At 70.2% G+C, this 23806-nt stretch carries 27 protein-coding genes and 1 pseudogene; 13 read left to right on the forward strand and 15 right to left on the reverse strand.

Features of this window, described 5'->3' with window-relative positions; all coding sequences use genetic code 11:
* From sufD to ACYVGQ_RS08855, 6 genes are all read left to right on the forward strand, one after another.
* Positions 1 to 1155 (forward strand): Fe-S cluster assembly protein SufD, encoded by a 1155-nt coding sequence (gene sufD, locus ACYVGQ_RS08830; RefSeq protein WP_460784258.1) that lies wholly within the window; start codon positions 1 to 3, stop codon positions 1153 to 1155.
* Complete coding sequence (locus ACYVGQ_RS08835; protein WP_460784259.1) at positions 1152 to 1478, forward strand: non-heme iron oxygenase ferredoxin subunit; 327 nt, start codon at positions 1152 to 1154, stop codon at positions 1476 to 1478. Before sufD ends, ACYVGQ_RS08835 begins: the two co-directional genes overlap by 4 nt.
* Positions 1479 to 2249: a Fe-S cluster assembly ATPase SufC gene (gene sufC / locus ACYVGQ_RS08840; RefSeq protein WP_460784260.1), complete on the forward strand. Its 771-nt coding sequence runs from the start codon at positions 1479 to 1481 to the stop codon at positions 2247 to 2249.
* A 9-nt stretch (positions 2250 to 2258) separates the two neighbouring features.
* Entirely contained in the window at positions 2259 to 2588 is a 330-nt protein-coding gene (locus tag ACYVGQ_RS08845; protein WP_452329823.1) for a metal-sulfur cluster assembly factor, read from the forward strand.
* Between the two features lie 96 nt (positions 2589 to 2684).
* Complete coding sequence (locus tag ACYVGQ_RS08850) at positions 2685 to 3836, forward strand: MalY/PatB family protein (RefSeq protein WP_460784261.1); 1152 nt, start codon at positions 2685 to 2687, stop codon at positions 3834 to 3836.
* On the forward strand, positions 3833 to 5206 hold the full coding sequence (locus ACYVGQ_RS08855) for an MFS transporter (RefSeq protein ID WP_460784262.1): 1374 nt from the start codon (positions 3833 to 3835) through the stop codon (positions 5204 to 5206). Before ACYVGQ_RS08850 ends, ACYVGQ_RS08855 begins: the two co-directional genes overlap by 4 nt.
* Positions 5207 to 5460: 254 nt before the next feature.
* Here ACYVGQ_RS08855 and ACYVGQ_RS08860 read toward each other — a convergent pair.
* From ACYVGQ_RS08860 to ACYVGQ_RS08875, 4 genes and pseudogenes are all read right to left on the reverse strand, one after another.
* Positions 5461 to 6504 (reverse strand): annotated as a pseudogene (locus ACYVGQ_RS08860) (acyltransferase family protein); the annotation flags it as partial.
* Between the two features lie 133 nt (positions 6505 to 6637).
* A complete protein-coding gene (locus ACYVGQ_RS08865; RefSeq protein WP_460784263.1) occupies positions 6638 to 7306 on the reverse strand; it encodes a response regulator in 669 nt (222 codons plus the stop codon).
* Complete coding sequence (locus ACYVGQ_RS08870; protein ID WP_460784264.1) at positions 7303 to 8562, reverse strand: sensor histidine kinase; 1260 nt, start codon at positions 8560 to 8562, stop codon at positions 7303 to 7305. Before ACYVGQ_RS08870 ends, ACYVGQ_RS08865 begins: the two co-directional genes overlap by 4 nt.
* Positions 8559 to 9221 carry a DedA family protein gene (locus ACYVGQ_RS08875; protein WP_460784265.1) on the reverse strand — a complete coding sequence of 221 codons (663 nt, stop codon included), beginning with the start codon at positions 9219 to 9221 and terminating at the stop codon, positions 8559 to 8561. Before ACYVGQ_RS08875 ends, ACYVGQ_RS08870 begins: the two co-directional genes overlap by 4 nt.
* A gap of 147 nt (positions 9222 to 9368) precedes the next feature.
* Here ACYVGQ_RS08875 and ACYVGQ_RS08880 point away from each other — a divergent pair, with 147 nt between their 5' ends.
* Positions 9369 to 10967 (forward strand): ABC-F family ATP-binding cassette domain-containing protein, encoded by a 1599-nt coding sequence (locus tag ACYVGQ_RS08880; protein WP_460784266.1) that lies wholly within the window; start codon positions 9369 to 9371, stop codon positions 10965 to 10967.
* Between the two features lie 88 nt (positions 10968 to 11055).
* Here ACYVGQ_RS08880 and ACYVGQ_RS08885 read toward each other — a convergent pair whose 3' ends face one another.
* The 5 genes from ACYVGQ_RS08885 to ACYVGQ_RS08905 all read right to left on the reverse strand — a co-directional run bounded on the left by ACYVGQ_RS08885 (position 11056) and on the right by ACYVGQ_RS08905 (position 14048).
* Complete coding sequence (locus tag ACYVGQ_RS08885; RefSeq protein ID WP_460784267.1) at positions 11056 to 11619, reverse strand: GrpB family protein; 564 nt, start codon at positions 11617 to 11619, stop codon at positions 11056 to 11058.
* A gap of 133 nt (positions 11620 to 11752) precedes the next feature.
* Positions 11753 to 12580, reverse strand: coding sequence for an SURF1 family cytochrome oxidase biogenesis protein (locus ACYVGQ_RS08890; RefSeq protein WP_460784268.1), 828 nt, complete (start codon positions 12578 to 12580; stop codon positions 11753 to 11755).
* Complete coding sequence (locus ACYVGQ_RS08895; RefSeq protein ID WP_460784269.1) at positions 12577 to 12789, reverse strand: hypothetical protein; 213 nt, start codon at positions 12787 to 12789, stop codon at positions 12577 to 12579. Before ACYVGQ_RS08895 ends, ACYVGQ_RS08890 begins: the two co-directional genes overlap by 4 nt.
* Positions 12786 to 13142, reverse strand: coding sequence for a DUF3099 domain-containing protein (locus ACYVGQ_RS08900; protein WP_460784270.1), 357 nt, complete (start codon positions 13140 to 13142; stop codon positions 12786 to 12788). The genes ACYVGQ_RS08895 and ACYVGQ_RS08900 overlap by 4 nt, the downstream gene beginning before the upstream one ends.
* A gap of 54 nt (positions 13143 to 13196) precedes the next feature.
* Positions 13197 to 14048: a DUF4190 domain-containing protein gene (locus ACYVGQ_RS08905; RefSeq protein WP_460784271.1), complete on the reverse strand. Its 852-nt coding sequence runs from the start codon at positions 14046 to 14048 to the stop codon at positions 13197 to 13199.
* A 102-nt stretch (positions 14049 to 14150) separates the two neighbouring features.
* Here ACYVGQ_RS08905 and fabG point away from each other — a divergent pair, with 102 nt between their 5' ends.
* Complete coding sequence (fabG, locus tag ACYVGQ_RS08910; RefSeq protein WP_460784272.1) at positions 14151 to 14861, forward strand: 3-oxoacyl-ACP reductase FabG; 711 nt, start codon at positions 14151 to 14153, stop codon at positions 14859 to 14861.
* Positions 14862 to 14888: 27 nt separating this feature from the next.
* Here the strand turns inward: fabG and ACYVGQ_RS08915 are convergent, their stop codons facing one another.
* Genes ACYVGQ_RS08915 through ACYVGQ_RS08925 form a run of 3 tightly spaced genes read right to left on the reverse strand, consistent with a single transcriptional unit; the run spans position 14889 to position 17549 of the window.
* Positions 14889 to 15581, reverse strand: coding sequence for an alpha/beta fold hydrolase (locus ACYVGQ_RS08915; protein WP_460784273.1), 693 nt, complete (start codon positions 15579 to 15581; stop codon positions 14889 to 14891).
* A gap of 50 nt (positions 15582 to 15631) precedes the next feature.
* Positions 15632 to 16267, reverse strand: a complete 636-nt coding sequence (gene serB, locus ACYVGQ_RS08920; RefSeq protein ID WP_460784274.1) for a phosphoserine phosphatase SerB — start codon at positions 16265 to 16267, stop codon at positions 15632 to 15634.
* Positions 16268 to 16304: 37 nt separating this feature from the next.
* Entirely contained in the window at positions 16305 to 17549 is a 1245-nt protein-coding gene (locus ACYVGQ_RS08925) for a glucose-1-phosphate adenylyltransferase (RefSeq protein WP_460784275.1), read from the reverse strand.
* A 46-nt stretch (positions 17550 to 17595) separates the two neighbouring features.
* Here ACYVGQ_RS08925 and glgA point away from each other — a divergent pair, with 46 nt between their 5' ends.
* The 3 genes from glgA to ACYVGQ_RS08940 all read left to right on the forward strand — a co-directional run bounded on the left by glgA (position 17596) and on the right by ACYVGQ_RS08940 (position 19932).
* The gene (gene glgA, locus ACYVGQ_RS08930) at positions 17596 to 18780 is read left to right on the forward strand and encodes a glycogen synthase (protein WP_460784276.1); all 1185 of its coding nucleotides are present in this window, start codon (positions 17596 to 17598) and stop codon (positions 18778 to 18780) included.
* A gap of 17 nt (positions 18781 to 18797) precedes the next feature.
* Positions 18798 to 19583 carry an ABC transporter ATP-binding protein gene (locus tag ACYVGQ_RS08935; protein ID WP_460784277.1) on the forward strand — a complete coding sequence of 262 codons (786 nt, stop codon included), beginning with the start codon at positions 18798 to 18800 and terminating at the stop codon, positions 19581 to 19583.
* Positions 19584 to 19674: 91 nt separating this feature from the next.
* Positions 19675 to 19932 (forward strand): type B 50S ribosomal protein L31, encoded by a 258-nt coding sequence (locus ACYVGQ_RS08940; protein WP_460784278.1) that lies wholly within the window; start codon positions 19675 to 19677, stop codon positions 19930 to 19932.
* A 90-nt stretch (positions 19933 to 20022) separates the two neighbouring features.
* Here ACYVGQ_RS08940 and ACYVGQ_RS08945 read toward each other — a convergent pair whose 3' ends face one another.
* Both ACYVGQ_RS08945 and ACYVGQ_RS08950 read right to left on the reverse strand, forming a co-directional pair.
* Complete coding sequence (locus ACYVGQ_RS08945) at positions 20023 to 20325, reverse strand: hypothetical protein (protein ID WP_460784279.1); 303 nt, start codon at positions 20323 to 20325, stop codon at positions 20023 to 20025.
* A gap of 42 nt (positions 20326 to 20367) precedes the next feature.
* Positions 20368 to 21096, reverse strand: a complete 729-nt coding sequence (locus ACYVGQ_RS08950) for an exonuclease domain-containing protein (RefSeq protein ID WP_460784280.1) — start codon at positions 21094 to 21096, stop codon at positions 20368 to 20370.
* Between the two features lie 86 nt (positions 21097 to 21182).
* Between ACYVGQ_RS08950 and ACYVGQ_RS08955 the strand changes: the two genes are divergently transcribed.
* Positions 21183 to 22076 (forward strand): alpha/beta fold hydrolase, encoded by an 894-nt coding sequence (locus ACYVGQ_RS08955; protein ID WP_460784281.1) that lies wholly within the window; start codon positions 21183 to 21185, stop codon positions 22074 to 22076.
* Here the strand turns inward: ACYVGQ_RS08955 and ACYVGQ_RS08960 are convergent.
* Entirely contained in the window at positions 22048 to 22521 is a 474-nt protein-coding gene (locus ACYVGQ_RS08960) for an Lrp/AsnC family transcriptional regulator (protein WP_460784282.1), read from the reverse strand. The two genes, ACYVGQ_RS08955 and ACYVGQ_RS08960, sit on opposite strands and share 29 nt — an antisense overlap.
* A 169-nt stretch (positions 22522 to 22690) precedes the next feature.
* Between ACYVGQ_RS08960 and pdhA the strand changes: the two genes are divergently transcribed.
* Positions 22691 to 23806 carry a pyruvate dehydrogenase (acetyl-transferring) E1 component subunit alpha gene (gene pdhA / locus ACYVGQ_RS08965; protein WP_460784283.1) on the forward strand — a complete coding sequence of 372 codons (1116 nt, stop codon included), beginning with the start codon at positions 22691 to 22693 and terminating at the stop codon, positions 23804 to 23806.

Raw genomic sequence — 23806 nt, forward strand, 5'->3', positions numbered from 1 at the left:
ATGACCACGACGTACACCGAGGTCGAGCCTGCCTTCGTGCCGGTGCAGACGCGTTCGGAGCGCCCGCATTCCTTCGAGCCCGCCGACTTCGGCGCCCCGAGCGGCCGTGAGGTCAACTGGAAGCACACCCCGGTCGCGCGGCTGAGCGCGCTGTTCGAGGTCGCGGAGCAGAACGACGGCGTCGCCTATGAGCTCGCCGCGGGGGAGCAGTACATCGCCGCTCCCCTCGCGGTCGGAACCGCGCCGCGCGGCGAGTTCTTCGTGCCGGAGGACGTCGTCGCCGCGGTGGCCTGGCAGGGTGGCGGCGAAGCGCTGCATGTGCGGATCCCCCGTGAGGAGGAGGTCGCCGACCCGATCGTCGTCACGATCGCAGGCCAGGGCTCCGGCCGTCGGGCCGACGCGCACATCGTGATCGAGGCGCTGGAGCACAGCTCCGCGACGGTCGTGCTGCGCCACACCGGTTCCGCGCAGTACGCGCAGAACGTCGAGATCATCGCCCGCGCCGGCTCGCGCCTGTCCGTGATCTCGGTGCAGCAGTGGGAGGACGACGCCGTGCACGCGGCGTCCCATCAGGCACGTGTGGACGCCGACGCCCTGCTCAAGCACTTCGTCGTCAGCTTCGGCGGCGGCCTCGTGCGGATCAACCCCAACGTCGAGCTGAACGGCAACGGCGCGGAGGGGCGGCTGTACGGCCTGTCCTACGCGGATGCCGGTCAGCACCTGGAGAGCCAGGTCTACCTGCACCACAAGGGCGCGCACACGGTCGGCGACGTGCTCTACAAGGGCGCTCTGCAGGGCGAGGGCGCGCACAGCGTGTGGATCGGCGACGTGCTGATCGGCACGGACGCGACGGGGACCGACTCCTATGAGGCGAACCGCAACCTCGTCCTCACCGAGGGCGCCCGCGCCGACTCGATCCCGAACCTGGAGATCGAGACCGGCGACATCCTCGGAGCAGGCCATGCCAGCGCGACGGGCCGCTTCGACGACGAGCAGCTGTTCTACCTGCAGGCGCGCGGCATCACCGAGGAGGAGGCCCGCCGCCTCGTCGTGCTCGGCTTCCTCAGCGACATCGTCCAGCGACTCGGCATCCCCTCCCTCGAGGAGGAGCTGCTCTCGAAGATCGAAGCCGAGATCGCGGCGGTGAGTGCATGAGCGCTCAGCGCGCCTGCGCCCTGAGCGACCTCGAGCAGGACACGCCGCTGCGCGTCGAGCTCGACGGCGTCCCGATGGCCGTCGTCCTCGACTCGGAGGGCGCGGTCCATGCGATCGGAGACACCTGCACGCACGGCGACATCTCGCTGTCGGAGGGGTTCGTCGAAGGAGACACGCTGGAGTGCTGGGCCCACGGCTCCGCATTCTCGCTGCACACCGGCAAGCCCCAGAACCTCCCCGCTTTCGAGCCCGTCCCGGTCTACATCGTCGAGATCGACGGAGACGACGTGCTCATCGACCCCACTGTGACGAAGGAAGTCTGAATGTCTGTTCTCGAGATCCGCGATCTGCACGTGACGGTCGAGACCGAGGCCGGGACCACCCCGATCCTCAACGGAATCACCCTCACGATGAACACCGGCGAGACGCACGCCATCATGGGCCCGAACGGCTCCGGCAAGTCCACGCTGGCGTACACGATCGCCGGCCACCCCAAGTACACGGTCACGAGCGGATCCATCCTCTTCGACGGCCAGGACGTCCTCGCGATGACCGTGGACGAGCGCGCCCGCGCCGGTCTCTTCCTCGCCATGCAGTACCCGGTGGAGATCCCCGGCGTCACCGTGACGAACTTCCTCCGCACGGCCAAGACCGCGCTGGACGGCGAGGCGCCGTCCATCCGCTCCTGGACCAAGGAGGTCAAGGAGGCCATGGGCAACCTGCGCATGGACCCGAAGTTCGCGCAGCGCAACGTCAACGAGGGCTTCTCCGGCGGTGAGAAGAAGCGGCACGAGATCCTCCAGCTCGAGGTGCTCAAGCCGAAGTTCGCGATCCTGGACGAAACAGACTCCGGACTCGACGTCGATGCGCTGAAGATCGTGTCGGAAGGCGTGAACCGCGCCAAGGACGCGACGGGCCTCGGCGTGCTCCTCATCACGCACTACACCCGCATCCTCCGCTACATCCGTCCGGAGTTCGTGCATGTCGTCGTCGCGGGCAAGATCGTCGAAGAGGGCGGTCCCGAGCTGGCCGACCGGCTGGAGAACGAGGGATACGACCGTTTCCTCGACCCCGCAGCCCCGATCGAGGCGTAGGCTGAGCGCATGACCGCGACGCTTGCAGGCGAGAAGTACGACGAGGTCACCGAGGCTCTCAAGGACGTCATGGACCCGGAGCTCGGGATCAACGTCGTCGATCTCGGGCTGATCTATGACCTGGCCTGGGACGAGGAGAACGACGCCCTCGTGATCCACATGACGCTCACGAGCGCGGGATGCCCGCTGACGGACGTGCTCGAGGAGCAGACCGCGCAGGCCCTGGACAACGTCGTCGAGCGCTTCCGCATCAACTGGGTGTGGATGCCGCCGTGGGGTCCGGAGCGCATCACCGACGACGGGCGCGACATGATGCGCGCCCTCGGTTTCGCCATCTGACGGACGACGGTGCGCGGACGCCGCGCCCTCGTTGCGGCGGCGGAGCCGAGACCTCGGCATTCGTCAGCGCGCTGAGCTCAACCCCGGAGGTCTGTCATGCCGGTCCGCGTCCAGGCGCTTCCGCTCGAAGCGCTCCGCGAGCGTTCGAGCGAGAAATGGCGGGAGTATCCCGCCGATGTACTCCCTCTCTTCGTCGCCGAGACCGATTTCCCTCTGGCTCCGGAGATCACCAGGGTCCTCCAGCGAGCGGTGGCCGCGGGAGACACCGGGTATGTCGCTTCGCGTACGCCGCTGCCTACGGCGTACGCCGCCTTCGCGGAGCGGCGGTTCGGGTGGGCGCCTGACCCCGCACGGATGCGGTCTACCGCCGATGTGAGCCTGGGGATCGTGGAGATCCTCCGACGTGTGACAGCGCCAGGCGACCGCGTCATCGTCATGCCACCGGTCTACCCGCCGTTCTACGAACTGGTGACGGAGGCGGGGGCGAGCGTGGAACGGGTGCCGCTGCGCGATACCGGAACGTCATGGGAGATCGACCTGGAGTCCGTCGCCGCGGCATTGGACGACGGCGCGCGGGCGATCCTGCTCTGCCATCCGCACAACCCGACGGGGACGGTGCACTCCGCCGCGTCGCTCGCCGTCCTCGCCGAGCTCGCCGCCGCCCACGACGCGGTCGTCGTCTCCGACGAGATCCATGCTCCTCTCGTCCAGCCGGGCACGGTCTTCACGCCGTTCCTGGCGGTCTCGGATGCCGCTCGCGCCGTCGGCTACGCCGTCGTGAGCGCGAGCAAGGCTTTCAACCTGGCTGGCCTCAAATGCGCGCTCATGGTCACGGCTTCCGAGGAGACCAGCCGGGTGGTGCGAGGTCTGCCCGTCGAAGTCGAATGGCGCACCGGGCAGTTCGGCCTCCTCGCCGCGACGGCGGCGTTCGACCCCGTCAGCGATGCATGGCTGGACGGTCTGCTCGTGACCCTCGACGAGAACCGCCGGCTGCTGGCCGGCCTGCTCGCCGAGCATCTCCCTGAGGCCCGATACCGCGTGCCTGACGCCGGATATCTGGCGTGGATCGATCTCACGGACCTGGGCTGGGGGGACAACCCGTCGAAGCGCATCCTGCGTGAGGCGAAGGTCGCCCTGCATTTCGGGCCGGCCTTCGGCGCCGAGGGCGCCGGTCACGTCCGCCTCAACTTCGGGACGGGACCGGAGATCCTCGCCGAGGCGATCGCTCGCGTCGCGGCGCTGCGATGAGCGGCAGGACGGACGTCGGCGCGCAGGCATCCATCTGGGACCGGCAGCGCCGGTGGGTGACAGCGGGAGCCGTCGCCCTGATCTTCCTGGCCGCGATCGAATCCCTCGCCGTCACCACGGTCATGCCGGTGGTGAGCGCTGCGCTGGATGGCGAGGCGCTGTACGCCGTCGCCTTCGCCGGAACGCTCGCGACGAGCGTGATCGGAATGGTCGCGAGCGGCGCATGGTCGGACGCGCGCGGTCCTCGCGGAGCGCTGTACGCGGCCGTGACGCTCTTCCTCGCAGGTCTCGTGATCTCGGGACTCGCACTCACGATGCATCAGTTCCTGATCGGGCGCCTCGTGCAGGGGCTGGGCGCCGGCGGGCAGACGGTCGCGCTCTACGTGGTCGTGGCGCGTCTCTATCCGCCTCAGCTGCACGGCCGGGTCTTCGCCGCGTTCGCCGCGGCCTGGGTCGTACCGTCGATGATCGGTCCTTTCCTGGCCGGCGCCACGGCGGACTACCTCGACTGGAGATGGGCCTTCCTCGGCGTCGCCGTCCTGACCGCGGCCGCCTTCCTCACCGTCGCCGCGCGCCTGCGCGGGGTCGATCTCGGCGCAGGAGAGCCGCTGGAGCGAGGGACGGTCGTCGTACGGCTGCTCCTCGCGACGGTCGTGGCTGCGGCGGCGGTCGCCGTCGGCTTCTCCGCGGATGCTCCGCCGGGGATCGGGTGGCCGGTGGCGACGGCATCCGTCCTCGTGATCGGGTTCGCGATCCTGCGGCTCGTGCCGCGGGGCACCCTTCGCGCGCGCCGGGGACTCCCGAGCGTCGTGCTGATGCGGGGGATCGTCGCCGGAGCCTTCTTCGCGGCCGAGGCCTATATCCCGTACCTGCTGATGGAGCGCTTCGGGTTCACGGCGACGTTCGCGGGGATCGCCCTGATGTTCGCCGCCTTCGCCTGGGCGGGGGCGTCAGCGCTGCAGGGCCGCTTCGGTGAGCGGTGGGGCAATCGCAGGATCGTCCTGGCCAGCCTGACGCTGCTGATCCTGGCGCTGCTCGCGGTGCTGACGACCGCAGCCCTCGGCATCTCGCCGTTGCTCGTCGTCGCAGGCTGGGCTCTCGCCGGCGGCGGCATGGGGCTGCTCTACCCGCGGCTCACCGTGCTCACGCTGGCGTACTCCGATGGGGGGAACCAGGGCTTCAACTCCTCGGCGCTGTCGATCTCCGATGCCGCAGGATCGGCCGTCGCGATCGCATCGGCAGGGCTCGGCGTCGCAACGCTCGGGGGCGGCGTCGGGGCCTTCGGAGCCGTGTTCGCGTTCTGCGTCGTGCTGGTGCTGGTCGGAGCGATCCCCGGATTCCGGCTCGGGCACGCCGCGGAACGGCGCTGAGGGAGGATCGCCCGGTCGAGCCCCGTGCACTCGGCGTCGCGAGGAGGAGCGATGACCGTCCGCCGGACCGGCGCGAGGGCGAGGACGAGCGCGGAGACGAGGAGCGCGACCGAGACGCCGGCCGTGAGCGCCGTGGTGCCGGCGACGAGCAGCAGGACGATTCCGAGGAGGCCGGAGAGCACCGCGATCGTGACCCGACGGATCGAGCCGGGCTCGTGCGGCGCGCGCCAGCTCTCCAGACGAGCCAGTGCCGTGGAGACGAGGGCGGTGAGAGCCAGCGCGCAGACGAGCCACAGCGGGCGTCCGAGCCACCATGGCGCGCTGCCCGGCTCCGGCAGCTCCGTGCCGGAGACCATCGCCGTCAGGGCCATGCCTCCTGCCATCGTGAGCAGCAGCGGCATGTGCCAGAGATAGATCGTCATCGCGCGAGCCGTGACGAAGCGGCGGAAGCCGGCGAGGAGCGGACGTCCGCTCCAGGCGGCCAGCCGCTCGCGATGCAGCGAGAGCAGCATCGTATGCGCGAGCCCGACGAGCAGAAGCGCGGTGGTCGGCGGGTTGATGTGCGCGACCAGATCCGGGGACCAGATGCCCGTCAGCATGCCGGCGGCGAGGACGCCGACGGACAGGAGAGCGAGCCGGCGGCGGATCCCCCGGGAGAGGCGGTCGAATGCTCCATCGGCGAGGAAGAAGCCGACCTGCTGCAGAGCGAGCCACACGAAGGCGAGGTTCAGGAATCCGATCCCCTCGATGCCGCTGATCCCGCGGAGGACGTCGACCGCGACGGCCGCGCCGGCGAGAACGCCGAGCGTGCGCAGCGGTGCCCGCGAATGCAGGCCGGCGAGCATCGGCAGCAGCGCCTGGCACAGCAGGAAGACGCCGAGGAACCACAGCGGCTGGCCGAACCGGTAGCCCGCGATGAGCAGCAGGTCCGCCGACACGCCCGCCGCCGCCAGCACGATGAGGCCGACCCCCGCGACGGCGATCGTGGCGACGGCGGGCAGCAGCAGGCGGTGCACGCGCGCCGCGACGAAGGCGGCGGCCGTACCGCCTCTGCGCCGGGCCCGCCCGTAGGAGGTGAATCCCGCGAATCCGCCGATGACGAAGAACAGCGGCATGACCTGCAGCACCCAGCTCAGCGGCGCGATCCACGCCGAGCCCTCGCTCGCGTTCGCGAAGACCGGGCCGGCATCCGTGACGGTGACGCCGACCATGAGCGCATGCAGCACGACGACGCCGAGCACGCAGAGGGCGCGGACGAGGTCGATCCCGGTGTCCCGGTCTCGCGCCTGGGCCGGCATGGCGGCCTGAGCGGCGGTGTGTGGGGGTGTGATCGTCACGGGTGCCTCCTCGGTGTCGCACCGAGGCTATGGACGCGGTGATCGTCACGGCATCACCCGGCGGGGTCGTCGCACCCCGTACCGCAGTATGAGATCAGGCGGGCTCGACCAGGCCGGCGTCGTAGGCGAAGATCACAGCCTGCACGCGATCGCGGGCGCCGACCTTCGCGAGCACCTTCCCCACGTGGGTCTTGACGGTCTGCTCCGCGATGAAGAGCTCCGCGGCGATCTCGGCGTTCGAGCGCCCCTGGCCGATGAGGACGAGCACCTCGCGCTCGCGCTCGGTGAGCTCGGCGAGGCGCGGCGCGTGCGAAGAGGCGTGCGGCTTCTGCGCCGCGAACCGGGAGATCATCCGACGCGTGATGCTGGGGGCCAGCAGAGCATCGCCCGCCGCCACGACCCGCACGGCCTGCACGAGCTCCTCCGGCAGCGCATCCTTCAGAAGGAAGCCGCTCGCACCCGCCTGAAGCGCGTCGTAGACGTAGTCGTCGATGTCGAAGGTCGTGAGCATGATGATCCGCGGGACCTTCGCCGCGGGATAGGACGGGCCGAGGATGCGTCTGGTCGCCTGGATGCCGTCGAGCTCCGGCATCCGCACGTCCATCAGGATGACATCGGGATCCAGGCGGGCAGCGAGGGAGACGGCTTCCGCACCGTTCGCGGCCTGCCCTGTCACGCGGATGCCGTCGTGCGCGTCGAGGAGGGCGGCGAAGCCGGCGCGCACCATGGCCTGGTCATCGGCGATGAGGACGTCGATCGTCACGGAGAGCCTTCCCGTGCGGCCGGGGGATGGCGGGGCAGCCGGGCGATGACGCTCCAGCCGCCGTCGGGGTCGGCGCGCGCATCCAGGCTACCGCCGAGCAGGGTCGCACGTTCGACCATGCCCCGCACGCCGTGTCCGCCGGGAGCCGAGGGGACGTCCTCTGCGGGGGCGTTGCGCACGGTCAGATGGAGCACGGTGTCGTCGGCGGTGACGGAGACCTCGATCGCGGCCCCCGACGCGTGACGGACCGCGTTGCTGAGCGCCTCCTGCACGATCCGGTAGGCGGCGATCTGGGTGGCGGGGGAGACGTCGCCGTTCACGGCCATCGCGAGCGCGACGTCGGCGCCGGCGCGCCTCGTCGTCTCGACGAGCGCGGGAATGTCGTCGACGCCGCGCTGCGGGGCGAGCTCTGCGGTGTGATCCTCCGTGCGCAGCACGCCGAGGATGCGTCGCATCTCGGTGAGCGCGCCGCGCGCCGATGCGGCGATGTCATCGAACTCCGCGGCGGTGTCCGGCGCCAGACCGGGAACGCGGTATCTCGCCGTGGACGCCTGCACCTGGATGAGCGACATGCTGTGAGCCACGACGTCGTGAAGCTCGCGGGCGATGCGGGTGCGCTCCTCGACGAGCTCGCGCCTGGCCTGCTCCTGCGCGGTGTGCGCGCGCTCGCGGGTGAGCTCGTCCCCCAGACGGAGACGGCCGGCGAGCAGCACGGCGAGGAGGTACACGCCGCCGACGATCGAGGTCGTGACGATCAGCGAGTTCGCGCTCGGAACCGCGGGCAGCATGATCGCGGCGGTGAGCCCCGCGGCGGTGCCGAGGGCGAGCTGGACGAGGCCGCGGCGCCAGCCGTGCTGGAAGGTGATCGCGGCGACGGTCGCCGCGAAGGCGAGCAGCATCGGCACCGACCACGGCCAGGGGGCGTCGACGGGGCGGTCGCGGGAGATCATCAGCGGCAGGAGCACGGCGGATCCCGTGAAGGCGATGATCGCGAGGTCCGGATAACGGATCGAGATCAGCGGCGCCGACACCGCGAGCGCGCCGAACAGCATCGTGACCGCGACGGCGCTCCCGTACGCCGTGGCGTGCAGGGGGACGAGCACCGAGTACAGGACGACGGCGATGATCGAGAGGATCACGACCATCACGATGCGGCGACCGCGCGGAGAGAGGGGACGTCGTTCCTTCTCGGGCAGCCGTCGTCGCTCAGGGCGAGGCGTGCGCGGCTCTCGCTTCTTCGCCCTCATGGAAGTCATCCTGCCATCCCTGCGGCGACCGCTTCCCGCACCTCGCCCTCGTCGCTCGCGATCGCGCCGCCGCCGGAGCGTCGCCGGCGGTGCGCGGCGACGCGATCGATGATCACCCCGATGGCGAGAGCGACGACGACGCCCAGGACGGCGCTCAGCAGAGGCTGTTCCTCCAGCCAGCGTCCGGCGAGCATCCCGATGCCTGCGCTGTAGGCCGCCCAGGTGGCCGCTGCGACGGCGCTGACGGGCAGGAATCGTCGCCACGGGTATCCGAGCGCCCCGGCGGACATGTTGACCGCGACCCGGCCGACGGGGATGTACCGCGCGCCGAGGATCAGGCCGGCCCCGTTCCGCGTCAGGGCTCGTCGCGCGCGGGCGAAGGCGGCCGCGATCCGCGGACGCCTCATCCACGCGAAGCGCGTCGTTCCCACCGAACGGCCGATCGCATAGGCGATGTTGTCGCCGATCACGGCCCCGAGCGCGGCGACGGCGCACAGCAGCAGCACGTTCGCGTCGCCCGTCGAGATCGCCACCGCGGACGCCGCGACGAGCACGGTCTCGCTCGGGATCGGCGGGAAGAAGCCGTCGATGAGAGCGGTCGCGAACATGACGAGGAGGAGCCATGGGGAGGCTGCGGCCTGGAGGATGAGCTCGTTGATGATGTCCACCCTTCGACGCTAGGAGGCGCCGCCTTCCGGCGCATCACTCCCGGGTATCGTGCGTGTCATACCGGAGAGGGGTCTTCCAGCGCGGAGATCTATACTGGGAGGCTGGCCCCTCGGCCGCCCTCCACCCCTGACGATCGGACATCCGCTGTGCTCGCCGTGCACGACCTCGAGATTCGCGTTGGTGCGCGCCTGCTCATGGAGAATGTGTCGTTCCGCGTGTCGGACGGCGACAAGATCGGACTGGTCGGACGCAACGGCGCCGGCAAGACGACGCTCACCAAGGTGCTCGCCGGTGATCTGCTGCCCTCCGGCGGGAACGTCACGCGCTCCGGAGAGCTCGGCTACCTGCCGCAGGATCCGCGTTCCGGCGATCCGGAGATGCTCGCCCGCACCCGGATCCTCGATGCGCGCGGGCTCGGGACGCTCGCGCTCGGCATGGCGGAGGCGACCGTCGCGATGGGCTCCGACGACCCGGCCGTCGCCGACAAGGCGATGAAGCGCTACGCGCGTCTCACCGAGCAGTTCGAGGGCCAGGGCGGATACGCGGCGGAGGCGGAGGCGGCGTCGATCGCGAACAACCTCTCGCTGCCCGACCGCATCCTCGATCAGCCTCTCAAGACGCTCTCCGGCGGCCAGCGTCGCCGGATCGAGCTGGCGCGCATCCTGTTCTCGGATGCGGAGACGATGATCCTCGACGAGCCGACCAACCACCTCGACGCCGACAGCGTCGTGTGGCTGCGCGAGTTCCTGAAGAACTACAAGGGCGGGCTCATCGTCATCAGCCACGATGTCGAGCTCGTCGGCGAGACCGTCAACCGCGTCTTCTACCTGGATGCGAACCGCCAGGTGATCGATGCGTACAACATGAACTGGAAGAACTACCTGCGTCAGCGCGCGGCCGACGAGGAGCGTCGCAAGAAGGAGCGCGCCAACGCCGAGAAGAAGGCGACCACGCTGCAGCAGCAGGCGGCGCGCTTCGGCGCCAAGGCGTCCAAGGCCGCTGCAGCGCACCAGATGATCGCCCGCGCGGAGAAGCTCCTCGCCGGCCTCGACGAGGTGCGCCAGGAGGACAGGGTCGCGAAGCTCCGGTTCCCGAAGCCCGCGCCCTGCGGGAAGACGCCCCTCATGGCATCCGGGCTGTCGAAGTCGTACGGATCTCTGGAGATCTTCACCGATGTCGATCTCGCCATCGACCGCGGCTCCAAGGTGGTCGTGCTCGGTCTCAACGGCGCGGGCAAGACGACCCTGCTGCGGATGCTCGCGGGCGTCGATCAGCCCGACACCGGTCAGCTCGAGCCCGGCCACGGTCTCAAGGTCGGCTATTACGCCCAGGAGCATGAGAATCTCGACGTGAACCGCTCGGTGCTGGAGAACATGGTCTCGGCCGCCCCGCACATCACGGAGACGGAGGCTCGCAAGGTGCTGGGCTCGTTCCTGTTCACCGGCGACGATGTGCTGAAGCCCGCAGGCGTCCTCTCCGGCGGGGAGAAGACGCGGCTGTCGCTCGCGACGCTCGTGGTGTCCTCGGCGAACCTGCTCCTGCTCGACGAGCCGACGAACAACCTCGACCCGGCGTCCCGCGAGGAGATCCTCGGCGCGCTCGCGCACTACGAGGGCGCCGTCGTCCTCGTCTCGCACGACCCCGGCGCAGTGCAGTCGCTCAATCCGGAGCGCGTGCTCATCCTGCCGGACGGGGTCGAGGACATCTGGAGCCAGGAGTACCAGGACCTCATCGAGCTGGCCTGACCCGCCTCACACTCGAGAAACCACCTCCCGCGTGAGGAAACCACCTCGGGGGGATGGTTTCTCGCCACGCACCTGGTTTCTCGGTCGCTCAGCGGCGTGGGCGGATGAAGGCACCCTTCGCCTCCACGTAGGCGATGCGGTCGTCCGGATGCTGGTGGGCGAGGGCACGCTTCATCGCGGCATAGGCGTCGCGATCGGCGGCCGAGGAGCGCAGGCGATCGCGGAACCCGATGTAGTGCCGCCACGGCGCCGTGGCGTGCTCCAGAACGTGCACGTTCGCCAGCCGCACCATCGGCTCGAGCTCGTAGCCGTACATCCGGTCGGGGCGGATGTCGTCCGCGTCTCCGCGGAACAGCAGGCCGAGATCCGTCAGCCACTCGTCGACCTTCGGCAGGACGGCGCCGGGGACGATCGCACGATCGACGCCGACCGCCACGTCGAGGATCGGCTTCGCGGCGAGCCCCGGCACGGAGGTCGAGCCGATGTGCTCGATCGCCACGACCGAGGGCGGAGCGGATCGCTCCAGCACCTCATGGACGCGGGCGTATGCCTCGACCCACTCGGCGCGGGCGGGGGAGAGGGCGACGACTCCTCGCCGCAGCCCCAGGGCCGCCCCCTCGAAGGCATCCGCCATTCGTGCTCGCTCGTCCACCTCGCCACGCTACCCCGGGCACGCGGCGGTCGGCCGGCACTTCGCCGACGGTGCGAGACTTCGCGTGCAGCGCGAGGCTTTGCCGTCGTGGGAAGGTCTCAGCCCGCTAAGGACGTCTCAGCGACGGAAAGCTTCAGCGCACCGCCGGCTCGGCGTCGAGCAGTTCGTCCTCGACATCGGCGTCGCGGTCGCGACGGCGCTTCCTCGGCGCGGGCTCGCGGCCCTCGACCTCCTCGCGATGCTTCTGGATCTCCGTGCGGATGATGTAGCCGATGAAGACGAATCCCATGACGGCGAAGAGGATCCACTGGATGGCATAGGAGAGGTTCATGCCGGCATCCTCCTCCGGCATGTCGAAGCTGCCCAGCGCCGTACCCGGCGCCGGATCCTCGGAGACGAGCTCGCCGTAGGCGGTCGTGATCGCCTCCGGTTCGTCGAGCTCGCCGGCGACGGTGTCGAGATGGATCGTCGGAACCTGTCCGGCGGGCGCCGAACGTCCGGACGAGGGCAGCCGCTCGCTGGGGCGCATCCGCACGACCACGGTGATCTCGCCGCTCGGGGCGTCGGCGACGGCCTCCGGCTCGTCGCCGGAGGCGGCCCCCACCCAGCCGCGGTTCACGATCAGGATCCGCCCGTCGTCGCTGCGGAACGGCACCAGGATCTCGTACGTGCTCGTGCCGTTGTGCACGCGGTTGCGCGCGGCGACGTGCTCATCCGAGACGTACTCGCCGTGCAGCTGCACCTGCTTCCACTCGTCGCTGTCCGCATCGAAGGAGTCCTCCGCACCGAGCACGGCGCCGAGGGCGACCGGCGGCGCGTCGTAGTTCGCCGCAACGAGCGCGATCGTGGCGTTCTTCTCCTCGGAGCGCGAGAACTGCCAGTTCGACAGGAACCCGCAGGCGATCGCGAAGCAGACCGCGACCGCGACGTACGCGCTCCAGCGGACGGCGCGGCTGCTCACTCCCTGATCCCCTCGTGCAGCGGCTCTCCGTCGTGCACGGACACTGGGAAGTCCCGCGCGCGCAGGTACTCGCTCAGGAATCCGACGTGCTCGTCGCACGCCAGCCAGATCTTCTCGCGGCCCTCCGGGTGAATGCGCGGATTGCGCCACACCACGTGGTGCGTCGCGGCCTCACGGCATCCTGCCCGCGAGCATTCGAGCGCGGTCACTTCGGATCGTCCTCGTCGGACCGGCGGACCTCCAGAACGGTGAGCACCTGCGGCTGCTCGTCGGTCACGGTGCCCGCATCGGGCGCCGCGATCTCCTGCTGCGGGGACTCGGCGGTCACGACGTCGCTGTCGCGTCCCGTGTTCGCGGCGACGACGGCGATGTAGGGGAGGACGGCCGCGGCGATGCCGAAGACCCAGGTGTACCACCCGTACGGGGTGACGAGCACCATGAGCGCGAAGCACACGATGCGGATGGCCATCGAGATCAGGTACCGGCGCGTGCGGGAGTCCGCCTCCGCCTTCGGCGCCTGCGGAAGGGAGGTGACGGATGCGGCGTCACGGGAGCGTTTCACGATGCCTCCAGCCTACGCCGCGCCGAGGCCCGTGCGGACCTCGGCGGCCGGAGCTCACGAGGTCAGGAACGGAATAGTGAACGCTCCGAAGGCGAAGAGCGCGAGGATGCCGAAGACGAGCAGCAGGAGGCTGATCGCGATCGGCACATAGCCGAGGATCAGCCCGGTCAGCGCCATCCCCCTGCCGCCGAGAGTCGGGTTCTTCTTGATCTGGGACAGCGAGATGTGCCCCATGATGATCGCGGCGACCGAGATCAGGATCGGGACGAAGACCACGAGGATCAGCCAGCTGAACACGATGCCAGCGATGCCGCAGATCAGGGTGGCGAGCGCGAGGCCGTTGGTCGGACGCGCGGGATAGACGGGAGCGACGTAGACCGGTGCGGGATAGCCGGGAGCCGCCTGCGACGCGTAGCCGGGGGCGGGGGCATAGGCCGGAGCCGCGGCTGCGGGGTACCCGGGAGGCGTGGCCACGGGATAGCCGGGTGCGGCAGGTGTCGTGGCCACGGGATAGCCGGGTGCGGCAGGGTATCCGGGAGGCGTGGGGTAGGAGGGAGCCGTCGGCGCCTGATAGCCGGGCGCCGGCGGATACCCGGGCGCCGCCTGAGGCACCGGCGCGGCCGGAGCGCTCGGTGAAGCGGCGGCGGGAACGCAGGGGGCTGCCGGCGGAGCAACGGGGGAAGCACCGGCCGCCGACGGCGATGAGGCCGGCGCGGGCGGTGCGGAGTCCGCGGGGATCGGGGGCACCGGTGCCGCTGGGGGTTCAGGAGCGGCGACGGCCGGGGCTCCGGTGGCCGCGCCTGCGACGTCGGCCGGCACGCCGGTCACCGTGGGCGGTGCGATCTGCTGCGCGTCGGCGGCAGGAGGGGAATCGGGGCCTTCGCCCTGGGTGCTGTTGTCGCTCACGATGTACCTTTCGTCACGGACAGGCTTCCAGCCTCGGCGAGGCGTGTCAAACACCCGGATAGGATTGCGGAGCCCGAGTCCCCACCGAGCTGGAGTGAAGTCATGAGCGAAGGACGCGTCGTCCTGGTCACCGGAGGAAACCGCGGCATCGGCCGTGCGATCGCGGAGCGCTTCGTGCGGGACGGGTACCGCGTCGCCGTGACGGCTCGCAGCGGAGAGGGGCCGGAGGGCACCCTGACGGTCCGCGCCGATGTGACGGACGCCGCCGCGGTCGACGCGGCGTTCACCGAGGTGGAGAGCGTCCTGGGTCCGGTGGAGATCGTCGTCGCCAACGCCGGCATCACGAAGGACACGCTCCTGCTGCGCATGAGCGAGGAGGACTTCGACAGTGTCGTCGCGACGAACCTCGGAGGCGCCTTCCGCGTGGTGAAGCGGGCGTCGAAGGGAATGCTCAAGGCGCGCTTCGGTCGTGTCGTCCTCATCTCCAGCGTCGTCGGACTCTACGGCTCGGCCGGCCAGATCAACTATGCGGCCTCGAAGAGCGCCCTGGTCGGCTTCGCGCGATCGCTCACCCGTGAGCTCGGCGGCCGCGGCATCACCGCGAACGTCGTGGCGCCGGGCTTCATCGAGACGGACATGACGGCCGAGCTCCCGGAGGAGACCCAGAAGCAGTACAAGGCGAGCATCCCGGCCGGACGTTTCGCGACCGCGGACGAGGTCGCCGGTGTCGTCACCTGGATCTCCGGTGACGACGCGTCCTACATCTCCGGCGCCGTCATCCCGGTGGACGGCGGCCTCGGCATGGGCCACTGACCGCTCGGTTCGTCAGGGCGTTCCGGATCAGCTCGCCACGGCATCCAGGATCAGCTGCGCGAGACGCTCGGGGACGCTGAACTGAGGCCAGTGCCCCGAGCCGATCCGCACGACGGTGGCGTCGGCGATCGAACGGTACTCCTCGCCATAGGCTCCCCAGCCGTCGATCTCGGCCTCGAGACCGGCCTGGTCGAGTCCTCCCATCAGGAGCGTGACCGGCACCTGGTGGCGTGAGCCGGACAGCGGGATCGGATCGACGGGCACCCGCGCGGGCACGCTCTTCGTCAGAGGGGCGGTCCGGGTCTTGACCTCGACGGTCAGATCGCTGACATCCTCGTCGGGGAAGAAGTCCCATCCGGGGAAGGCGATCACGCCGTCGACGACGGGGAACTCCGAGATGCCGCCGCCCGGAGGCGGGGGGACGGTGTCGACGAAGACGACGCGCCTCACTCGCTCCGGGCGGGCGTCGGCCGCACCCCACGCGACGTTGCCGCCGCCGCTGTGCCCGACGAGGACCACGTCGCCGGTGAGCTCGTCGATGCGCTCGACCACGGCATCCACCCAATCGGAGATGCCGATCTCCGAGGACCTCCCGGCCGGCTCGCCGACGCCGGGCATGGTCAGGGCGTGCACGCGGTGACCGGCGGCGGTCAGCGCGGGGGAGACGGCGCTCCAGGAGGATGCGTCCAGCCAGAGGCCCGGTATCAGGATGATGTCCATGGCCCGACGCTACGCCGCCGCTCCGACATCCGCCAGAGCGCGAGGAGCCGTCAGGGCAGCAGCGGGATGACCTCGCGGAGATCCACGTCGCCGATGACCAGGGCGGCCTTCCTGCGGACCGCCGGCTTCGCGTTGAAGGCCAGCCCGAGACCGGCCGCCGCCATCATCTGAAGATCGTTCGCGCCGTCGCCGATCGCGATCGTCGCACGGTCCGCGACGCCGAGATCGGCGGCCCATTCCTGCAGCGAGGCGGCCTTCGCCGCGGCATCCACGATCTCGCCGTCCACCTCGCCCGTGAGCGCGCCGTCCCGCACCGCGAGGCGGTTCGCCCGCCAGCGGTCCACTCCGAGACCCGGTGCGACGTGGTCGAGGATCTCGTGGAAGCCGCCGGAGACGACGCCGACGCCGCCGCCGCGGTCGTGCACGGCGCTCGTGAGCTCGCGCACCCCGGGCGTGGGCTCGATGCGGGAGAGCACGCGCTCGAAGGCCGCGGTCGGCACTCCGGCCAGGGCGCGCACGCGCGAGCGGAGGCTCGCGGCGAAGTCGACCTCGCCGCGCATCGCGGCCTCGGTGGCGGCCTGGACCTCTGCACGTCGCCCCGCCTCGTCGGCGAGGAGCTCGATGACCTCATTGCGGATCAGGGTGGAGTCGGCGTCGAGGACGACGAGGAAGCGCGCTGAGGTCACGCGTGAAAGCCTAGGGCACGGCGGGCCAGGAGCGACGTCAGCGCGAGACGCGGATGCCCTTCCCGACCACGGTGATCCCCGAGTCCGTGACGGTGTATCCGCGGGCGATGTCCTGCTCGCGGTCGACGCCGACCGTGGCCCCGTCCTCGAGGACCACGTTCTTGTCGAGGACGGCCCTGTGCACGCGCGCGCCCTGACCGATGTGGACGTGGTCGAAGAGCACCGAGTCGGTGATCGTCGATCCTCCGCCCGCGAGCGTCCACGGTCCGACCACGCTGCGCTCCAGATGCGTGCCGGAGAGCACGGACCCCAGCGAGACGATCGAGTCGATGGCATTGCCGATCCGCCCGACCGAGTCGCGCACGAACTTCGCGGGCGGCGAGTTCACCGCCTGCGAGTGGATCGGCCACTCCATGTTGTACAGGTTGAAGATCGGCAGGGTGGAGATGAGATCCATGTGGGCGTCGAAGAACGAGTCGATCGTTCCCACGTCGCGCCAGTACGAGCGATCCCGAGGCGAGGAGCCGGGCACGTCGTTGTGCTTCATGTCGTAGTACGCCGCCTCGCCGCGCGAGACGAAGTAGGGCACGATGTCGCCGCCCATGTCGTGCCCGGACGTCGTCAGCTCTCCGTCTGCCTCGACGGCGGCGATCAGGGCGTCCGCGTCGAAGATGTAGTTGCCCATCGACACGAGCACCTCGTGCGGCGAGTCGGGGAGACCGGCCGGATCGGCGGGCTTCTCGAGGAAGTCCTTGATGAGGCCGGAGCCGTCCGGATCCGCGTCGATCACGCCGAACTGCGACGCCAGCGCGAGGGGCTGTCGGATGCCCGCGACCGTCGCCTTGGCCCCGGAGGCCACGTGCGCTTCGAGCATCTGCCGGAAGTCCATCCGGTACACGTGATCGGCCCCGATGACGACCACGATGTCGGGCTTCTCGTCGTTGATGAGGTTGAGGCTCTGCAGGATCGCGTCCGCAGAACCCGAGAACCAGCGCTTGCCGAGCCGCTGCTGCGCCGGCACGGAGGTGACGTAGGAGTCCAGCAGCGCCGACATGCGCCAGGTCTGCGAGATGTGCCTGTCGAGGCTGTGCGACTTGTACTGGGTGAGGACGACGATCTGCCGGAGCCCCGAGTTGATGAGGTTCGAGATGGCGAAGTCGATCAGCCGGTACTGGCCTCCGAAGGGCACCGCAGGTTTCGCCCTGTCCGCCGTCAGAGGCATGAGTCGCTTGCCCTCGCCGCCGGCGAGGATGATCCCGAAGACTTTCAGCGGTGCCGCCATGGCTCAACCATAGATCCCCGTGGCCCGGCTGTACTACCGTTCAGACATGCGCGTCGACATGATCACCAAGGAATACCCGCCGGAGATCTACGGCGGTGCCGGCGTGCACGTCACGGAGCTCGTCGCCGCGCTCCGCGGGAGCCTCGACGTGCGGGTGCGCGCCTTCGGAGCGGACCGGGACGAAGCGGGCACGATGGCCTACCGGACGCCGTCGGAGCTCGCCACGGCGAATCCCGCGATCCAGACGCTCGGCACCGACCTCGCGATGGTGGGCGATGTCGCGGGGGCGGATCTCGTGCACAGCCACACCTGGTACGCGAACTTCGCGGGGCACATCGCCGCACAGCTGCACGGCATCCCGCACGTGCTCACCGCGCACAGCCTCGAGCCGCTCCGGCCGTGGAAGGCCGAGCAGCTCGGCGGGGGCTACGCCGTCTCGAGCGGCATCGAGCGCCTCGCCTACGAGAACGCCGCGGCGATCGTCGCGGTGAGCGCCGGCATGCGCGCCGACATCCTGCGCAGCTATCCGCAGGTCGACCCCGCACGGGTGCGGGTCATCCACAACGGGATCGACGTCGAACGGTGGCAGCCCGTGCGGGATGCGGAGTTCCTCGCGAGCATCGGGATGGATCCGGCCCGCCCCTCGGTCGTGTTCGTCGGCCGCATCACCCGCCAGAAGGGCCTGCCGTACCTGCTCCGCGCGGCGGCGGACCTTCCGCCGGATGTGCAGCTCGTGCTGTGCGCCGGTGCGCCGGACACTCCCGAGATCATGGCGGAGGTGCAGGAGGGGGTCCGCCTTCTGCAGCAGACGCGTCAGGGCGTCGTCTGGATCGAGCGGATGCTCCCTCGTGCGCAGCTCTCGGCGATCCTGACCGCAGCGACGACCTTCATCTGCCCGTCCGTGTACGAGCCGCTCGGCATCGTCAACCTCGAGGCCATGGCGTGCGGCGCCGCCGTCGTCGGCACGGCGACGGGAGGGATCCCGGAGGTCGTCGACGACGGCGTGACGGGTCGTCTCGTGCCGATCGAGCAGCTCCAGGACGGCACGGGGACCCCGGTGGACCCCGACCGCTTCGTCGCCGATCTGGCCGCGGTCATCACCGAGGTCGTCGGGGATCCCGAGCGTGCACGCGCCTACGGCGCCGCAGGACGGGAGCGCGCGCGGACGGCGTTCAGCTGGGCGGCGATCGCGGACACCACGCGCGCGCTCTACGCGGAGCTCGTGGATTGAGCCGATAGGCTGGCGGCATGCCGAGTGCCCTGGATCTCACCGATGTCGTCGTGCGCCGTGACGGGCGTAACATCGTCGATCACGTGACCTGGCAGGTCGCGGACGACCAACGATGGGTCGTCCTCGGCCCGAACGGCGCGGGCAAGACCACCCTCCTGCAGCTGGCCGACACGCTGCTGCATCCGACGTCCGGCACGGTCACCGTCCTGGGGGAGACCCTCGGCAGGAGCGACCTCTTCGAGGTGCGTCCCCGGATCGGCTTCGCCTCCTCCGCGCTGGCCAAGCGCATCCCGCGCGACGAGACCGTGCTCGACACCGTGCTCACCGCGGCCTTCTCGGTCATGGGCCGCTGGAACGAGGAGTACGAGAACATCGACGAGCGCCGCGCACTGCGCGTCCTCGCGGACTGGAGGCTCGACCATCTCGCCGACCGGCTCTTCGGAACGCTCAGCGACGGCGAGCAGAAGCGCGTCCAGATCGCCAGGGCCGTGATGACGGATCCGGAGCTGCTGCTGCTCGACGAGCCGACGGCCTCGCTCGATCTCGGCTCCCGCGAGGAGCTGCTGTCGCTCCTGAGCGGTTACGCCTCCTCTCCGACGACGCCGGCGATGGTGATGGTGACGCACCATGTCGAGGAGATCCCGGTCGGCTTCACCCACGTGCTGCTGCTGCGCGACGGGGGAGTCGTGGCCGTGGGGCCCATCGACGGGACGCTCACCGCGGAGAACCTGAGCTCCGCCTTCGGCATGCCGATCGTGCTCGACGCCGAGGGCGGCCGCTTCTCCGCCAGGGCAGGGGTCTGAGGACCTTTCTGCTAGAATGGATCCTCGGTGCACACGCACCGCAGACTTCCCTCGCTCCTGGCACAATCCAGGGCACCACTTAAGGAATCCCATGAAGACTGACATCCACCCCGACTACCAGGCGGTCGTGTTCCGCGACCTCGGTTCGGGAGAGACCTTCCTCACCCGTTCCACCGTCACCAGCGACAAGACGATCGAGCTGGACGGCGTGGAGTACCCCGTGATCGACGTCGAGATCTCCTCGGCCTCGCACCCGTTCTACACCGGCAAGCAGCGCATCATGGACTCGGCCGGTCGCGTCGAGAAGTTCAACCAGCGCTTCAAGGGCTTCGGCGGCGGCAGCAAGTAAGCGGCTCCGTCCGATTCGAAGGCCCCGCACTCCGCGATGGAGTCGGGGCCTTCGCCGTGTCCGGGGGACCGCGAGCAGGCGTCGACAGCGTCAGCCGGTGTCGTCCGGGGACGCCATGTCGAGGGTGATGCGTCCGCTGTCGATCTTCCAGGGCGGATCGCCGGGCGCCGGAGCCGGGGCGGTGCGCTTGGTCTGCCGATCGCGCTCCATTCCGGCCTCGTGCGCGGACGGCATCCAGATCGCATCGAAGGCGCCGCCGAAGCCGCCGCCGGTTCCTTCGTACTTCTTCTCGACGGGCTTGCGTGAGAAGGTGTGGATCATTCCGAAGACGAGCAGCATCGGACCCGCGGCGAGGACCAGCACCACATAGGCCCAGCCCATCAGATCCCGCATGCCCTCAGCCTAGACAGCGCCTGAGCCGCCCGGCATCCCCCCTCAGGCGGATGCGGAACCCGTCGCGTCGCGGACCGGCCAGGAGCCGTCGAGGGACTGCTCCGGCTCGAGGCGTCCGATCCGGATGAAGTACTCCGTCAGGCTCTCCGCCTGGGTGCGGGCCCAGCCGATCTGCTGGGTGTGCAGCTCGGAGGCGGAGGAGGCGAGGGCGAACCGGCGCGCGAGCGCGAGGGCGACGCGACCGGCCGCGATGGCGTCCGCGGAGGCCTCGTGCGCGCCGTCGAGCGGGACGGCGTAGTGCTCCGCGACGACCTCGAGCGTCCGTTTGCCCCGACGGTAGCGGTCGACGGCCTTGTCGATGACGAGGGGATCGATCACCGGCGAGGGGTCGATCAGCGGCTCGACGCCGTGCCGGAGGCACTCGTGGAACAGCAGGGAGAAGTCGTAGGAGGCGTTGTACGCCACCACCGGGACGCCCTGGCTCAGCAGCGCGCGCAGTGACGACGCGACCTCGGCGACGACCTCGGAGGCCGGGCGTCCTTCGCGGCGCACCCGGTCGGTGGTGAACCCGTGGATCGCGGCCGCGCCGTCGGGCACGGGGACGCCGGGATCGGCGATCCAGTTGCGCGCCGCGATCTGACGTCCCTTCGCGTCGAGCACGCCGACGTGCGCGGTGACGATGCGGTCGTGCTCCACGTCGACCCCCGTGGTCTCCAGATCGAACACGCCGACGCGGGTGATCCAGTCGGGGAGTGCGGTGTCTTCGGCCATGCACACAAACTAGGCCGCCCATCGGACATCGCCGCGGAGGCGCTCCGCTCGGCGATGCCGCAACGGCGCCTCGGTAGGATCGGACCATGTCCTCGCCGTACGCCGAACGCCTCAGCAGGCTCCCCGTCCAGCGCCGCGAGGTCGCGGTGGCGGAGGGGACCACCGCCTACTGGGAGTACGGCGCGCCGGATGCGACCACCACGCTCATCGCCGTGCATGGCTTCCGCGGCGACCACCACGGGCTGGAGCCGGTGCTCGCCTTCCTGCCCGACATCCGCGTGATCTCACCCGATCTGCCCGGCTTCGGCGAGACCGCCCCGCTGCCGGGGGGAGGACACGACCTCGATCGCTACGCCGGCTGGCTCATCGAGTTCGCCGGTGCGGTCGCCCCCGGCGCCGTCATCCTCGGTCACTCCTTCGGATCGATCGTCGTCTCGGCCGCGGTGGCCGCCGGACTGCGGACGCCGCGGCTCATCCTCGTCAATCCGATCGGCGCCCCTGCCCTCGAGGGCCCGAAGGGGATCCTCACCCGTCTCGCCGTGCTCTATTACGCGCTCGGAGCGAGGCTTCCGGCACGATTCGGCACCGCGCTGCTGCGCAACAGGATGATCGTGCGCGCCATGAGCGTGACGATGGCGAAGACCCGCGATCCGGAGCTGCGCCGTTTCATCCACGCGCAGCACGACGCCTACTTCTCGAGGTTCGCCGACCGCGACGTGCTCAAGGAGGCGTTCGTGACGAGCGTCTCGCACGACGTTCGCGAGTTCGCACCGCTGATCGACGTGCCCACCCTCCTCATCGCGGCGCAGGAGGACGACATCACGCCGATCGACGCGGAGCGGCGCCTGGCGACGCTGTTCCCAGACGCCGAGCTCGTCGAGATCGCGGGCGTCGGCCATCTGATCCACTACGAGACCCCGGCGGAAGCTGCAGGAGAGATCCGCCGCTTCCTCAGGCTTCCCGTCGCGCGAGGCCGATGAGCCCTGCCACGCGATAGGGGATGACCTCGCCCATCGCCAGTGAGGTCTCGGTGCGCTCCACACCTTCGATGGCGAGGATCCGGGCGTCGGTGTCGAAGAGGTGCCTGGCGTCGCGGCACGCGACGCGCGCCATGAGGTCGATGGATCCGCTCAGGCCGTGCACCTGCAGGATCTCAGGGACGCGTGCAAGCTCGGTCGTGATGCGGGGGAGCTCCGTCTGCCGCAGGCCGATGCTGATGAACGCCTGCAGGGGGAAGCCGAGGACCTCGGGGGAGAAGGACCGCTCATAGGACAGCAGGACGCCGGTCTGCTCGAGACGGGCCATCCTCGCCTGGATGGTGTTCCGCGACAGGCTGAGACGCTCGGCCAGCGCGACGACGGTCGCGCGGGGATCCTCCGCGAGCGCGGTCAGCAGCTCGAGGTCGATGCGGTCCAGCGTTGACATAGTGCCAAACGATAGCAGCCTCCTGTCCGCCCGATTTCAGCAACATGCTCAAGCCGACTGTGAATGCTTGAGCGAGGTGTTCATCGGACGTAGCCTCGGATCAGCCGATGACGACGTCGGCGGATCGCGCATCGCCCCCACGAAGGGCGTGCGAGACAGGAGGACGAAGATGTCACCGCAGGCAGGCCCGACAACCAGCGCCGTCCAGGATCTCGAGCTCACGGAGCGGCTTCTCGCCCCGGACGGCACGCGTCTCGTCCACCCCGAGCTCGATCCCCTCATCGCCGACATCACGGCCGACGCCCTGCGCGGACTGCATCGGGACATGGTCGTGCTCCGCCGCATCGACGCCGAGGGCTTCGCCCTGCAGCGCCAGGGCCAGCTCGGACTCTGGGCGCCGTGCCAGGGTCAGGAGGCCGCTCAGATCGGCACGGCGAGGGCGCTCGATCCGCAGGACTTCGTGTTCCCCAGCTATCGGGAGACCGGTGTGATCCTCGCGCGCGGCGCCGAGCCGGCCGACTTCGTGCGCACCTGGCGCGGCGAGGAGGGCGCCGGGTACGACCCTGCCCGGCTGCGCTGCGCGCCGATGCAGATCATCATCGGCGCGCAGAGCCTGCACGCGGTGGGGTACGCGATGGGCATCCAGCGCGATGAGGCCGACGAGGTCGCCGTGGCCTATTTCGGCGACGGCGCCACGAGCCAGGGGGACGTCAACGAGGCCATGGTGTTCGCCTCCTCCTACCGGGTCCCGGTGGTGTTCGTCTGCCAGAACAACCACTGGGCGATCTCCGAGCCGGTCTCGGTGCAGTCCTCCTCCCCGATCGCGGGTCGAGCCCCCGCCTTCGGCATCCCGAGCCTGCGGGTCGACGGCAACGACGTGCTCGCCTGCCTCGCCGCGATGCGGTGGGCGCTCGATCACGCGCGCGGCGGCAGGGGCCCCGCCTTCATCGAGGCGGTCACGTACCGGATGGGCCCGCACACCACGGCGGACGACCCCACGCGCTATCGGGATCCGGCCGAGTGGGAGTCCTGGCGCGGCCGGGATCCGATCGTGCGGCTGGAGGCATACCTGCGCGGCCTCGGAGAGCTGGACGACGCGCGGATCGCCGAGGTCGCCGACGAGGCGGAGGCGATGGCCCGCGCGATGCGCGCCGCGTGCATCGCGATGGCGACGCGGGCCCCGCTCGCGGTCTTCGACGGCGTGTACGCCGAGCCGCACGCGGGCATCGACCGGCAGAGGGCCGAGTACGCGGCATACCTCGACTCGTTCGCGACGGAGGCGTGA

Source organism: Microbacterium tumbae, assembly GCF_054780175.1.

What these genes read in the sequence shown, in the direction of transcription:
- sufD (WP_460784258.1), top strand. Translation starts at nt 1, where the DNA reads ATGACCACGACGTACACCGAGGTCGAGCCTGCCTTCGTGCCGGTGCAG.
- ACYVGQ_RS08835 (WP_460784259.1), top strand. Translation starts at nt 1,152, where the DNA reads ATGAGCGCTCAGCGCGCCTGCGCCCTGAGCGACCTCGAGCAGGACACG.
- sufC (WP_460784260.1), top strand. Translation starts at nt 1,479, where the DNA reads ATGTCTGTTCTCGAGATCCGCGATCTGCACGTGACGGTCGAGACCGAG.
- ACYVGQ_RS08845 (WP_452329823.1), top strand. Translation starts at nt 2,259, where the DNA reads ATGACCGCGACGCTTGCAGGCGAGAAGTACGACGAGGTCACCGAGGCT.
- ACYVGQ_RS08850 (WP_460784261.1), top strand. Translation starts at nt 2,685, where the DNA reads ATGCCGGTCCGCGTCCAGGCGCTTCCGCTCGAAGCGCTCCGCGAGCGT.
- ACYVGQ_RS08855 (WP_460784262.1), top strand. Translation starts at nt 3,833, where the DNA reads ATGAGCGGCAGGACGGACGTCGGCGCGCAGGCATCCATCTGGGACCGG.
- ACYVGQ_RS08870 (WP_460784264.1), bottom strand. Translation starts at nt 8,562, where the DNA reads ATGACTTCCATGAGGGCGAAGAAGCGAGAGCCGCGCACGCCTCGCCCT.
- fabG (WP_460784272.1), top strand. Translation starts at nt 14,151, where the DNA reads ATGAGCGAAGGACGCGTCGTCCTGGTCACCGGAGGAAACCGCGGCATC.
- ACYVGQ_RS08915 (WP_460784273.1), bottom strand. Translation starts at nt 15,581, where the DNA reads ATGGACATCATCCTGATACCGGGCCTCTGGCTGGACGCATCCTCCTGG.
- ACYVGQ_RS08925 (WP_460784275.1), bottom strand. Translation starts at nt 17,549, where the DNA reads ATGGCGGCACCGCTGAAAGTCTTCGGGATCATCCTCGCCGGCGGCGAG.
- glgA (WP_460784276.1), top strand. Translation starts at nt 17,596, where the DNA reads ATGCGCGTCGACATGATCACCAAGGAATACCCGCCGGAGATCTACGGC.
- ACYVGQ_RS08935 (WP_460784277.1), top strand. Translation starts at nt 18,798, where the DNA reads ATGCCGAGTGCCCTGGATCTCACCGATGTCGTCGTGCGCCGTGACGGG.
- ACYVGQ_RS08940 (WP_460784278.1), top strand. Translation starts at nt 19,675, where the DNA reads ATGAAGACTGACATCCACCCCGACTACCAGGCGGTCGTGTTCCGCGAC.
- ACYVGQ_RS08945 (WP_460784279.1), bottom strand. Translation starts at nt 20,325, where the DNA reads ATGCGGGATCTGATGGGCTGGGCCTATGTGGTGCTGGTCCTCGCCGCG.
- ACYVGQ_RS08950 (WP_460784280.1), bottom strand. Translation starts at nt 21,096, where the DNA reads ATGGCCGAAGACACCGCACTCCCCGACTGGATCACCCGCGTCGGCGTG.
- ACYVGQ_RS08955 (WP_460784281.1), top strand. Translation starts at nt 21,183, where the DNA reads ATGTCCTCGCCGTACGCCGAACGCCTCAGCAGGCTCCCCGTCCAGCGC.
- ACYVGQ_RS08960 (WP_460784282.1), bottom strand. Translation starts at nt 22,521, where the DNA reads ATGTCAACGCTGGACCGCATCGACCTCGAGCTGCTGACCGCGCTCGCG.
- pdhA (WP_460784283.1), top strand. Translation starts at nt 22,691, where the DNA reads ATGTCACCGCAGGCAGGCCCGACAACCAGCGCCGTCCAGGATCTCGAG.